This window comes from Paenibacillus sp. GL_099_B (assembly GCF_057835695.1).
In genome coordinates, this window is the sequence record NZ_CM174430.1 from 5223701 (window position 1) to 5236956 (window position 13256).

Sequence of the window (13256 nt, forward strand, 5' to 3'; positions counted from 1 at the left end):
TATTGCTGTAGGTGAGGATATATAAAACTTTTTTTGAGAAGACGACGTTGTTGTATTAGAGTCTAGTTAGCCACCGGGTTATGGCCAATTATCCTAATAACGTCTTTGCACAAGAAGCGAGTGACGGAATTCGGAGCAATGATGAAAATGTATGTGTTCTCAGGGAAGAGCATCAAAGTCTTAAGATTGACAAAAGCCCGCAAAGTAGCGGGCTTATCGGTTTTTTCATCCTCTATCTCTGGCTTTCTGGCTAGATCGCTTTGAAGGTTGGCAAATGCATGCGAACTTTTGAGCTTTTGGATATATTCATTGTCCTATTGAACAGCTCATCACTGACAAGTCACGTTGATGCTGTCATGCACTCCACCAGTGCCCGCAGTGAATAATCGGAGGTTGAACATAACAGAATGCATCCGGCTGTCTGTGGCAGTGCGGCGTCATCGTAGGGATTGCGCAGCACCAGATTCAGAAGAGGCTTAACCGCAGCCAAGGCCTCCGCCAGTTCCACCTGACCTGTTAATAGATGGGCATTAAGGGTGCCCTGGATAACGACATCCGCATCAGCAGCTTGCTGTTCCAGGGACTCTATCTCCTCCGCATCAGGCTTCATTGCGCAGTAGCGGGTCCCAACAGCCAAGCCTTCATCCTTCAATTGGGAGGCTAACCTGATTTCCGCAGAACCGCTATTATCGGCCTGGGTCAGCTGCTCCTGCTGCGGCAGTATCAGCAAATATTTCAGCGAATCCTTGAGTGGCAGCAGACCCTGCGGATCCCGGCTAACTTTCACAGTCATACGAGCCAACTTCAGTGCCACCTCTCCCCACTGCTCTCTGGGAATCGGCTGTGCAGACGCTTGGTACTGCCGGAATTGGTCATGCAGCTGCCGAATACGAAGAACCGACTCGTCGATTTGCTCCTCATTGATTCGCCCATCCCGTACAGCTGCCAGAATACCCGCGATGACCCGACTCTGAAACTCCGGCGTATGGCACATCAGGATCATATCGTTCCCCGCCTGAACGGCCAGAACCCCCACCTCTTCCGGGCTGAAGTTTTTGCGAATGGCCCCCATTTCTATATCATCGGTGCAGATCACCCCTGTAAAGCCCAACTGCTTCCGCAGCAATTCCGTGGCAAAAAAAGGACTGAGTGAGGCTGGAAGTCCGCCAGATTCTGGAATGTTGGGAAACACCAGATGCCCCATCATGATTGAATCCGCCCCGGCTTCAATCGCCTCAATAAAGGGAAGCAATGGCCCCTCCATCAACTGTTCAATCGTTAGCTCACATTCGGGCAGAACAATATGCGAGTCTCCGCTCACTTGCCCATGGCCGGGAAAGTGCTTTGCCGTCACGGCTACACCCGCTTCATGCATCCCCTGAATATAAGCGCGGCCGAATTGGGCCACCAGCTGTGGGTCCTCTCCAAAGGAGCGAACACCCACAACCGGATTATCTATATTCGTGTTCACATCCAGCACTGGTGCCCAGTTCATGGGGATGCCAAGGTAGTGCAGCTCACTGCCGATGATTTTACCGAGCAAACGGGCGGCTTCCGGATCTTCACTTAAGCCCACTGCCCGGTTGCCAGGGACATAGGGAAAAAAGGACTTAAACTTGGACAAGGTGCCGCCCTCTTCATCTACCGAAACATAATAAGGCAGAGGGCTGCCGCTATCTCCGGCTATGTTCTTTACTTCTGCAAGTAGCGCATGTGTCTGCTGCTCGCTCTCAATATTATGGGGAAAGATGCCGATCCCCCCGAATCGGTTCTGTGCCATTCTGCCGCTAAACTCCGGCTCGGCCCGAGTCGATGGTGTGCCTACTACGCACATCAGGGCTATTTTGTCTTCAAGGCTCATTACCGTCAGATCAGTTTGTGTATGGATTGCGTTCAGACCCAGTTCTTGATAGAGCGTGCGCTCCAGATAATCATGCAGATAGAACCTCGATTTCACAAAGTGCTCCGCCATATCAGAGGGCTGGTAACGCTCCAGCGCAGCCTTCATCCGAGGCAAGACCCCCTCACGTCCACGGCGGTTTCTCGTATAATTGTTATGGAGTGAGCTCCACTCCGCATCGTCTCCGGGATACAGCTCCCAGCGGTAAGCATACTTATGGATTGCCCGTGAACGATCTGTCGCCACCTCAAAATCATGCATGATCGCAATCAGTTCCGCTTCTTCCTTGTGCTCGCGCACTTCGTCCATCAGCTTCCATATCACATCATAATAATCCTCTACTCTGTAATTGCCGAGAAGATTGTGTCCGGTCACTGGATCAATGCCATGAAACCGTTCCAGAAACCGATCGATGAAGGTGGCGGTATCCGCTTTGCGGTTCCAGGCCAAATCCGAATGCAGCAGCATGGGATACCAGGTAGTTTCAAAAATACCATATGGAACACCGAGGCTGAAAGGCCCCGTCCAGTTGGTAGCAACTACACAGCCAAGATTCAGTTTGTCAGCCGTCTCTGCCCACTGAAGCAAGTTGTCTGTCCGGTTCAGCAGCACCGGATAATTCTGATGCTCAGCCCAATCAAAGCTGCGGACTGCTGGCGCTCCCATAACTTCAATGCCGAGCGCCCTAAATTTATTGGCATGTGAAGTAACCTCCGCTTCGATATTGCGACCGTTGTAGATCCAGATCATGGCGACACTTCGCTGATCCAGCTTAGCAAGTTCCTCTGGCGGGCATTTATCCAGCATGTCATGCCAGAAAATCGGCTGTTTCCCCCGTTCTGCCGTAAATGCAATCAGACGGTTCAAAAAAGCGATAAAAGCTCGTTCACGCACGCCTCCAAACTCAATTTTGCAGCGTTCGCATTCGCATAGGCTATAGACCTCGTCACAGCCGAGATGGATATAACGCGAATCTGGATGAGCCTCGATCATCTCCTCAAGTAAGGTGGTTATCAATCCAAAGGTTTCCGGATGCGATGGGCAGATCTCCCCGGTGGACTGCTCTGTTTCGCGAAGATGCCGCCAACCTTCGTGGCGTAATACATATTCCAGATGTCCAAAGCTCTGCTGGAGCGGAATAATCTCTATAAAGTGCTCGTGGGCGTTCCGCTTTAGTTCTTCCAGCTGTGAACGACTTAACGCATGCTGTGGATGTGCGAACTCGGGATGCGACTGAAATGGGAACTTATCCTCGTATTCAATCAAAATTGCGTTCGTCTTATAACGGGCGAATTCAGCTAAATAATCCGTCAACAGTTCCGGCTTCGAGAACGTCTGACGCAGGTCCAAGTTCATTGCCCGCATAGGTGTATCCGGCCAGTCGGTTATGGACACCGCCGGGATGCACCCATCCGGTCCAAGCAGTTGTACCAATGTCTGCAATCCATAAAATAGACCCGCCGCATCCAGTGCGTATACTTCAGCCCTTTCGGTCGACACCTCCAGCTTATACCCTTGTGGACGTCCGTCCAGCCCAGTCAGATCCGTTCTGTCTTGTTGAGTGAACGAACTAAGACCAGGGATGACCGGGCTCTTCTGTAGTGCTCCCGTGACTTCATAAACTGCATGGGGTCCGTGGTCCCCATCAACTACCTGCTGCGTTTCCTGCCCTGAGAGACGTTCGATTACTAACAAATAACCCTTTTCTATTCTGGAGCATGTATATTCCATCCCCGGAAATGCCCGGCGGCAATGAATATCCAATCTGGGATCATCCTGTTCCATGAAAAGACTCAATCTTTCCTCGCCATTTAGCCGCAAGGCTTCTCCCTTTGTCGCTGCAATCTGCTTCGGTTGCGGTATCAAGCTCTGCATCGCTCTCCCCCTATTCTCGGCTCTGTGGACTGATCTGGCCATTCTTCCAGCACTGCAAGACACTTAACTTTCCACCATCCGTGTTGAAGCTAACGATATCTGCGGGCGCTCCGACCTCAAGTCCAGCAGCCTGTTCAAGCCCAAGCAGCCGGGCCGGATGCACCGCTGCACAGTCCCAGGCATCGGGAATCCCGGACAACCCCGCTTCCACAAGATACCCCACCTGATCCGGCAGCATCATCACCGAGCCAGCCAACAGCTCAGGCTGGCCGGCAAGGTGCAGCCGACCTTCCGCCGTCAATACCACATCACCACCAATATGCAGGTGGTAGGAACTTGGTGGCATACCGCTCAGCGAGACGGCATCGCTGACCAGAATGGCGCGGTTCCGTTTCATCCGGAGAATTACGGACAGCACGGACAGCGGAAGATGATGAGCATCCGCTATCATGCACCCATACAACTCATCGGCCGCCAGCTGTTCCCACAGGTAGTTCGGATGACGAGGAAGCATCAGGTGTGCACCGTTGCCAAGATGTGTAGACATCACAGCTCCTGCGGAGACCGCTTCCCTAATCTGCTCTGGCGTTGCTGCCGTATGTCCAATCGAGACAAGAATGCCGGATTCGCAGCACCGGGCAATAAATGAAGCTGAACCAGGCCACTCGGGTGAAAGGGTAATAATGCGAATTAATCCATCGGCGGCATCCTGCCAACGGCTGAGCGCCTCCCAATCAGGGGGAACAATATGCTGCTTTGGGTGGGCGCCGCGTGGGCCATCCTCCGGCGAGAGGAATGGACCTTCCAGATGAATGCCCACAATTCCCTCGGCCGCATCCCGGTTCAGCCGAACGGCTTTTGCAATGACGGAGGCCGCCTCAGCCAACCTTACGGAACTGTTCGTAATCAACGTCGGGCAAAAGCTTGTAACACCTTGACTTTTCAGCTTCCGGGTCAGCTGCACTACCGTATCTGGACATAGCGGGGCTGTGTTCAGATCCAGCCCCCATCCGCCGTTCACCTGTAAATCCACCAGTCCAGGCGCAAGCCAGGGCAGGCAATCTCCGGGAGGCGACATTTCAAGTTCAGTAACAGCAGTGATACGTCCCTCTCTGACCTTCACCTCAATGGGCAACCCTGTTCTGTAGTGCTTCCCGATCATTGGCATGCTCACAGGCCGCAGGCTTCCCGGTCTGTGAACATCGTGATTCCGGGATGTGTACGCAGGATAGTGGCAGGACATGCCGTGCTGATCGGATCATGTAAAGCTGCCGCAAGTGCACGCCGCTTGGATGCTCCCGGTACAATTGCGAACAGCTCCCTTCCAGCCATCAACGTTGGCACAGTCAGGGTCAACGCCTCCGCAGGCACATCATCCAGATGGGCAAAGCACCCATCGTTCACCTGCTGACGGCGACAAGCTTCGTCCAGTTTTACCGCTTTGACGATCCTCGAATCTTCAAAATCGGCAACAGGCGGATCATTGAAGGCGATATGCCCATTCTCTCCGATCCCGAGGCAGACAATATCAATAGGAGCCGCACGCAGCAGGTCTCCATATCTCTGACACTCCTGCTCCACATCTTGTAGCCCATCCAACAGCTCCACCCGCCCAGGCTGCACCCGACTGAACAGCCGATCCGTTAAATATTGACCAAATCGCTGGGGAGCCGTATCCGCCAGCCCCATATATTCATCCATATGAAAGGTACAGACCCTTGACCAATCGATACCTTGCTCCCGTACCAGACCTTCATACAATTCGTTTTGAGAAGGAGCAGCAGCGAACACCATGCGTACCTGACGCTCCGAATCCTGAAGCAGCTGTCTTAATCTGGCCCCAACCGCAGCCGCTGCCGCTGCCCCCATCTGATTCCGATTAGCATAAACCTGCACAGACATATGTTCAACGATATGAGTCTGGAGCGGTTCCACCAAGTCATTCACATTCATGTGCTTCCTCCTCCTTCAAGCCACTTCTCGTCTGCTTGTTCAATTGCCGGCATTCAACATCAGCAGCGTTGTATGCGGCGAATCATGACCTGCTGCGTAGTAATAGCCGTTGTAACGGATTCTCCGCGGTTCAAAACCAACCTGTCTGCCGGTTCCCACCGTTTCCGAGACAAGCGTCACGCTCCCATCCATTCCTGTTGTCCCGCTGGTGTAACGCCCCGCCGAATAAGTAAATCTCCCCTCGACTTTCGCCCCCGAAATTATTGCGCCTGTATCATAATCTCTGACCTTCATGGTGACGGATACCCCTGATCCCCCATAGACCAGATTCATGTCCGTTACAATCAATGGCTTCAATGTGGTGCTGCCAGTGGTCACCGACACTTCATCGGTGAGAGGCCCGATATTACCACGCAAATCACGGGCCGCAATACGATAGTAGTATGTCGTATCCGGCAGCAGTCCCTTGTCCTGGTAATTCAGGGCGCGGGCGAGTCCAACGATATCCGCAGCGACAGGCGTGAACCCCTGCACGGTACTTCGGTATATCACATAGCGTTCCACTTCCATGTTATCCGAAGCCATTCCATAATTCAGATGTACAGTCTGATAATCAGTGGCCTCAATGGAAGGAACCCCTGAAAGGGCGGAAGGAGCTTCCTGGTCATCCGGCGCTGTCCAAACTACACCGCCCGGCCCCCAATAAGAAGGAAGTGCCCGGTAGGAATCATAGTGATGGACGGCAATGCCGCCAAAGGCGCTGCTCTGCCCGTAAGCTGCATATACCTTATCCAGCTCGGCTTCCATGTGGATACGCCCCTCCTCCCAGAAGGTAATGGTCTCCGGGTCTCCGCTATTGGCGATATCCAGCGTTTCCACACCAATCACCACGGAATTCGGCTTGCCGATCTGATCCGCATAAGCCAGCTCCCCAGCAGCCCCGGCAATAATGCCAGCGGAGCCATCCGCCGTATCCCGGTAATCCATAATGGAGATATAATCTGATATATCCTGAACATGCTCAGACAGCCATTTGCTGGAGCCATTCCATGAAATATTCGCTGCTTGATCCGATGTGTCATACCACTTGGGCACAGCAGGACCGAACGGAAGCCAAATACCTGCGGTATCCCGGCGATCAATCATCTTTTGCAAGCCATCCAGGTATTCCTTCTGCAGGAAATGACTTGGGTCTTTAAAGTCGGGAGAGATATAAGGCTCAATATCCACATTGATGCCGTCAAACTTCTCCGTATCCCCCGCTGCAAGATTGTAATTGATCACCTGCTCCATTTCCTGCACAGCATGATGGTGATATTTCTCGTAAGCGCCCATATAGGCCGGCGTAGTGCCACCTGCAATTAACGCATGCACCTGCAAATTTTTGCTGTGCGCCCAACTCACGAAAGAACGCAACTCCACTTCCTGCGCTTCCAGTGCATCGTATCCGGCATAACCGCCTACTGCAAGATAAAGCGTCTGGACCGGTGTTTGGCCAAATGTCTGCGTATCGGTGATGAATGACTCCAGCACCTGTCGCGATCCAGGGTTCAGCAGCAGTTTATAACTCTCCGGTTCCCAGATCCACATGGCCCGCTCCTGTACAGGAAGAGGAACGACAGTCTCATGCGTCCCGGTTCCAACCTGAGCATACACCGTCGGGCTATAACCATAACGCTCCGGTGTGCTGGCCGCTCTGGCCTCCAGACTGACCGTGCGATCGCCAAGCCCCGCCGTGTCCCAGGAGTATACATATGCAGGGCCTTGCTGAACAGCTTCCTCCCATGGCCCGCGGTTTACCCGAACCTCTACCAGCATGATCGGAAGTGGAGAGCTGGTCTCGACAGAGATCTCCACCTGGCCGCTAAGAGACACGCCCTCAGATGGTCCCGTGATGGTTACTACAGGAACAGCACCTGCCGGGTTATCAACAGTAAGGATGGCAGGCGCTCCCCATACCCCGTAACGGGTGGACGTATCCAGTCCACGAACCACCAGTTCCACAGTCCCGTTATAGGCTGAGGTATCCAGCATATAAGACCATGTGCCGCTGTCATCCCCATCCGGATCATTTAATACCACTTCGAATTGAGCCGTTCCGTCCACAAACAGTCGAATGTCATACAAGTCGGTATAACTGCCCCCAATTTCGACCAGCCCTCCATCCGACACATATCCGCCCGCAGGCGCGTCCAGTGAAATTGAACCCGCCGCTTCTGCCTTGCCAGGGACAGCTATTCCAATCGTCACCATACAGATCAACAGAAACAATCCCAGTTTGAATCCGGAGTACACACGCAGATGCTGCTTTTTCATAAGCGAAGCCTCCTTTTGCCATTCTGTAATGGTCTAGGATTCCTGTGCCGTACATTCGCTCATTTCGCGCTCAGCTGAACATTCTGAACACGGTCATACGCTTCCTTATAGGTGTTCAGCAGCTTATCTACCCCAAGATTGTTGATTTCCTCTACATACTTCTCCCAATCCGCCAGACTCCGGGAACCCGTTACAAATTTGGCGAAGCTCTCGTCACGGTGCTTCTTGATCGCCTGACCGGTAATGGATATGACCTCATTTTCCACTTCTGTAAAAGCAGGTCTTGGCTGCATTGCGGGAGGATCATATTTGACCGCTTCTTCATAGGCATGCTTCAGATCGTCCGAGAACAGCGACAAGTGCGCGTTGAAATCAATCCAGGTATAGGTCCCACTGGTCTGAAGCCCTGTCTGCTTGCGCATTTCAATGACATCGTTATACTCCGGCTTGAACTTGATCGTATTGCCTTCCTTTATAAAGGTCTCGCCCTCTACACCCCAGCTGCTCAGCGTACGTCCTTCCTCAGAATAGAAAAAGTCCATGTACTTCATCACATCATCAATGTTATTGGAGGTCGAGGCCACCGTCAATCCGCCTTCCATATAATGAAAATACGGATTCAGCTGTGTGCCCCCTGAAATGCCTGCCGGAGGGGCCAGAAACTGCATGTTGAACTCTGGATTCTCCTGCTGCATGGCATTATTGAAAAAATCAATCCGACTGATATAATCAATGGTTACAAATGATTTTCCGGTCGAGACCATATCCTGCCACTGCTTGGTTTGCAATGATAAGAAATCGGGTGGGACCAACCCTTCATCATAAAAACTTTTCCACATCCCTACCATGGCCTTGTAGTTGTCTTCAGTCGGTCCATAACGCCATTCCTTCTGGTCAAAATCATAGTAGGCACCCTCACCGGTTCCGTAGTTCACCGTCATATTGGCATTCATCTCATCCGGGATCTGACCGTAACGGATGGAGAGAGGGTAACTGTCCGGGTATTTCTCCTTCAGCGTCTTCAGCGCCGCATGCAACTCTTCATAGGTTGTTGGAACCTGAATGCCTTCCTTGTCAAAAACATCCTTGCGGTACATCCAGATCATACGATTCGTCTCGCCGAAGCCCTGATTCGGGAACATATACATTTTGCCGTCGGCGGACAGGGCAGCCTTCGCTTCCTCGGGATACTGCTTCATCCATGCCTTCAGGTTCGGCATATTGTCCATATACTCCATCAGGTCCACCAGCGCGCCCTGTTGACCAAACTTGTTCGAATCCTTGCGATTAGGCATATACATCAGATCAGGCAGCGCTTTGGAGGCAATTGCAAGGTTCAGGCTCTCATCCAGCTTGCCGGAAGGTGTCTGAACTTCCAGCGTGACACCGGTCTTTTCCTTCAACCAGCCCCAGATGGGCCAACTCTTGGAATAGGGGAACGTGGCATTGTTGTCCAGCAGGGCCGTGAAGGTCTTTCCCGCCCCGGTTGAGTTATCGGTTATTCCAGTACTGTTCCCCTTGGTATCTGTTTGCGGGTCGGAACCATTGCCACCACTGCACCCTGCCACCATCGTTACTGCAATCAGCAGGGGAAGTATTACCGATTTCCATTTGCCCATAAGCTTCTCTCCCTTAATCTGAATTCGCGGTGCATTTCTTGCCTTACTTTAACCTTTGACCGCACCAACCATGGCTCCCTTGACGAAATACTTCTGTACAAACGGATAGATGACCAGAATTGGCAGGGTTGAGACCATGATGGTCGCATACTTGAGCGATTCCTCCACCACCAGGTTATCTCCCCCAATGGATGTTACGTCGCCTGAGCTTGCGCTGCCGGCCAACACGAGATTACGCAGCAGCACCTGGAGCGGAAACAAATCGGGAGACCGTAGATAGAGCAGCGGAAAGATAAAATTGTTCCACATACCCACAGCATAGAACAGGGCAATCGTCGCAAAGGATGCCTTGGACAGCGGTACAATAATACGTATGAAGATTCCAATATCGTTCAAACCGTCCATCCGGCCCGATTCCTCCAGCTCTTTGGGGATGCCTGAGAAGAATGTGCGCATCAGAATGAGGTTCCAGGTGCTGACTGCCCCCGGAAGAACCATACCCCACACGGTGTCCACCAGATTCAGGGAACGGACCACCAGGAAGGTTGGAATCATCCCGCCGCTGAAAAACATCGTAATTACAATCAAGACGGTGAAGCTATTACGCAGTGCCATGTCTTTTCTGGACAATGCGTAAGCTCCGGTGGAGGTGACCACCAGCGAGATTAGTGTGCCAAGCACGGTGTAAATGATCGTATTTCGGTAAGCCGTCCAGATTTGCGGATCGCCCAGCACCAATTTGTACATGCTCAGATTAAAACCCTTGGGCCAGAAGGAAATATTGTTTTGGATGACGTTTACGTTGCTGCTGAGGGAAACCGCCAGCATATGAAGGAACGGATAGAGTGTAACCACCACAACGAACAGCAGGATCAGCGATGCCACAACGTTAAACCAGGAAAATCGGAGTGAGTTCACGCCACACCTCTTTCTACCATAGACTGGTCTCACTTAATCGGCGGCTGAGCCAGTTGGCCGTATAGATGAAAATCAGACTGATGACTCCCATGAACAAATCAATGGACGCACCATAGCTGAAATTCCCCTGTACCATACCCACCCTGTAAACATACGTGCTGATAATATCCGCTGTATCGTAGATCGCCGGATTCTGCATCAGGAAGACTTTCTCGAAGCCGATCTCCAGCACTTTGCCGATATTTAGAATCAATGTAATGACGATCGCGGGAGATATGCCGGGCAGTGTAACATGCCAGATTTTGCGCAATCGGCTTGCTCCGTCCATATCCGCGGCTTCATACAACTGCGGGTCGATGGCCGTCAGCGCAGCCAGATAAATAATGGTCTCCCAGCCGATGTGCTGCCAAATTTCTGACAGGACGTAGATGCCCCGGAACAGCCCGGGCTCATTCATGAAATTAATCGGTCCAATGCCGATGCCTGCCAGCAAATTGTTAATTAGCCCTCCCGTTGGGGACAGAAACATAATCACCATACTCGCCACGATTACATTCGAGATGAAATGCGGCAGATAGCTGACCGTCTGTACAAAACGCTTGAATGCTGCCCTTCGCACCTCATTCAGCAGAATGGCCAGCAAGATTGGGGCTGGAAAGCCGAACACCAGCTTATACAGTCCCAGCAGAAACGTATTCTTCATCAGCGGCCAAAAATCGGGATTCTCCAGAAACATCCGGTAATATTTGAATCCCACCCAATCACTCGCCCAAATTCCTTTAAACAGATTGTAATCCTTGAACGTGATGACCAGACCAAACATCGGCGCATAGCGGAAGATCAAATAATACAGGAGGCATGGCAGGAATAGCAGCCATAGCGCCTTGTTCCTGTTCCAGGTTCTGATCAAACGCGATTTCCGCCGAGGCGGCCGGTGCGCTTCTTTTTGCGGTTTGCTTTGCATTACGCTAGCATCAGCCATCGGCATGCCCCCTCTTGCTTAGATGAGTTAATTCGACTTGTATGTCAGCTAACTTACCCTGGAATTCCGGGGTTCGTAATCGAATTATAGCTATATTTCTTTAGAAAGCGCTATCTACATGTTATATAACTTTTCGCCTTTACTCCTTTTTTCCAGATATCCGCGTATAATTCAGTAAAAGTGTATATTGTTTGTGTCAGCTTTATGCCGCTATGATAGGATTAACTACTCGATCCGAGGCTGTACTCAAGGGGGAATGTCATAATGAAGGGACTGTCCCAAGACACAATTCTAGCCTCACTCAATCGGATACTGGACAGCCAGCATGAGCATTATGTACAGTACCGATTACAACGAAAAATCGAAGAAGTGGAGGCGTGACATCAGCAAGATCAATAATTGGATTTAAGAGGAAGATGGCGGTACGTGGCAAATGCCCGGCGGTCAGGATGCTTACGTTACTCATATGAGAGCAAACCAACCACCGAAGTCGTTTATGAAACGAAACTCCATCACTACAAATGCGCAGACTGCACGGATTGTCCGCTGAAAAGGCAGTGTAAGAAGGCCGTATCTCATCCGTTCACCGGATGTAGAGCCGGGAAGTGGGTTTGTCGCAACTGAAAAACGTGAAACGGGACAGTGGGTACCACTTGTACATGCGAGCCATGCCCTTTCGTTGACGACATATTAATATATGTGCCCGTTAAACCATTGAGGACAACAATCCAATTGCTACGGGGAAACGAGTAAGAGCGATAATGCCGTATCGGAAGGGGTTGGAGGTTGGTTACGGTTTTGCCTGTACAAAGCAAAAAAAAAAGCAGAAAAAGAGCCGTAATGGGCTCTTATATGTAAATTCAATCAGTTAATTTTTCTCACCCATTCACTGTTATTCCAGATATCAGGATTGTTAATAGTTTGAATTTTTCCACGTACAGTGGAATCATAACTATCCTTACTACTAGTATACCAATCAACAATAACTAACTTTCCATTCAAACTTTGCACAAGAAATTCAGTTGGTTCAGCGAAGTTACCTATATCCTTATGAACACGTGCATCTAATTTCAAATAAAAAAAGCTCTTATCCCCTCCAACATACTCTACTTGTCTAGCACCAATATCAACGCTTGTCACCTGATTATAAGTGAGCTTGTTCTTAAGGAATAAATCATATTGAGATGAAACTTTTTTTTGCGTATATTGTTTAAGGTTTTCGTTATCGATATAAGTGTCCAAATCAATGTCCGAGCCGCTCCAAATCGCTTTATAATATCCAGACAGAGCTTCTGCACACATTTTATAAGCCGTTTCAAAATCCCAAGCAGATAGATCACTTTCGTTCTGAGCTAAAAATTCTGGGGAGCCTTTTGATAAATCCCCTTTCGTACTCGGCGAAATTTCAGTGTTATTAGCATCCTTCACATTAATATCTCCTACAACAACAGAAATGTTATCTTCGTTGGTACTAGTATTAGCCTGTTCGCATGCACTAAGGGTAAATAAAATCACTAATAACAGGTAAGCACGTTTCATTGCATTTCCTCCAGTGAAAATATTGTTCAACTCCTGTAATTGAGCAGGGGAAGTTCTTTTTGAAACACAACACTTCAAACAAAGATTGGAGAGGAGCACCCTCTCTTGCTTAGAAGATTGTAAATTGACTTGAATGTGAGGTAACTTCCCTTAT

Annotated in this window: 8 protein-coding genes; all 8 read right to left on the minus strand. The window is 50.6% G+C overall.

Annotated features, from left to right (window positions below; translation table 11 throughout):
- Positions 1-340: 340 nt before the first annotated feature.
- The 8 genes from nagZ to AC3ITG_RS23820 all read right to left on the minus strand — a co-directional run bounded on the left by nagZ (position 341) and on the right by AC3ITG_RS23820 (position 13102).
- Positions 341-3775, minus strand: a complete 3435-nt coding sequence (gene nagZ / locus AC3ITG_RS23785; protein WP_489251538.1) for a beta-N-acetylhexosaminidase — start codon at positions 3773-3775, stop codon at positions 341-343.
- A gap of 10 nt (positions 3776-3785) precedes the next feature.
- A complete protein-coding gene (locus tag AC3ITG_RS23790; protein WP_489254521.1) occupies positions 3786-4943 on the minus strand; it encodes an N-acetylglucosamine-6-phosphate deacetylase in 1158 nt (385 codons plus the stop codon).
- Between the two features lie 2 nt (positions 4944-4945).
- A complete protein-coding gene (locus tag AC3ITG_RS23795) occupies positions 4946-5728 on the minus strand; it encodes a glucosamine-6-phosphate deaminase (RefSeq protein WP_163761433.1) in 783 nt (260 codons plus the stop codon).
- Between the two features lie 39 nt (positions 5729-5767).
- On the minus strand, positions 5768-8044 hold the full coding sequence (locus AC3ITG_RS23800) for an Ig-like domain-containing protein (protein WP_489251539.1): 2277 nt from the start codon (positions 8042-8044) through the stop codon (positions 5768-5770).
- A gap of 59 nt (positions 8045-8103) precedes the next feature.
- Positions 8104-9663, minus strand: coding sequence for an extracellular solute-binding protein (locus AC3ITG_RS23805; RefSeq protein WP_489251540.1), 1560 nt, complete (start codon positions 9661-9663; stop codon positions 8104-8106).
- A 48-nt stretch (positions 9664-9711) separates the two neighbouring features.
- Complete coding sequence (locus tag AC3ITG_RS23810; protein WP_072734581.1) at positions 9712-10581, minus strand: carbohydrate ABC transporter permease; 870 nt, start codon at positions 10579-10581, stop codon at positions 9712-9714.
- A gap of 13 nt (positions 10582-10594) precedes the next feature.
- Positions 10595-11563 (minus strand): ABC transporter permease, encoded by a 969-nt coding sequence (locus AC3ITG_RS23815; RefSeq protein ID WP_079696277.1) that lies wholly within the window; start codon positions 11561-11563, stop codon positions 10595-10597.
- An 864-nt stretch (positions 11564-12427) separates the two neighbouring features.
- The gene (locus tag AC3ITG_RS23820) at positions 12428-13102 is read right to left on the minus strand and encodes a hypothetical protein (RefSeq protein WP_489251541.1); all 675 of its coding nucleotides are present in this window, start codon (positions 13100-13102) and stop codon (positions 12428-12430) included.
- Between the last annotated feature and the right edge of the window lie 154 nt (positions 13103-13256).

Coding starts and splice junctions, on each gene's coding strand:
- AC3ITG_RS23800 (WP_489251539.1), bottom strand. CDS start 8,044: ATGAAAAAGCAGCATCTGCGTGTGTACTCCGGATTCAAACTGGGATTG.
- AC3ITG_RS23820 (WP_489251541.1), bottom strand. CDS start 13,102: ATGAAACGTGCTTACCTGTTATTAGTGATTTTATTTACCCTTAGTGCA.
- AC3ITG_RS23805 (WP_489251540.1), bottom strand. CDS start 9,663: ATGGGCAAATGGAAATCGGTAATACTTCCCCTGCTGATTGCAGTAACG.
- nagZ (WP_489251538.1), bottom strand. CDS start 3,775: ATGCAGAGCTTGATACCGCAACCGAAGCAGATTGCAGCGACAAAGGGA.
- AC3ITG_RS23815 (WP_079696277.1), bottom strand. CDS start 11,563: ATGGCTGATGCTAGCGTAATGCAAAGCAAACCGCAAAAAGAAGCGCAC.
- AC3ITG_RS23795 (WP_163761433.1), bottom strand. CDS start 5,728: ATGAATGTGAATGACTTGGTGGAACCGCTCCAGACTCATATCGTTGAA.
- AC3ITG_RS23790 (WP_489254521.1), bottom strand. CDS start 4,943: ATGCCAATGATCGGGAAGCACTACAGAACAGGGTTGCCCATTGAGGTG.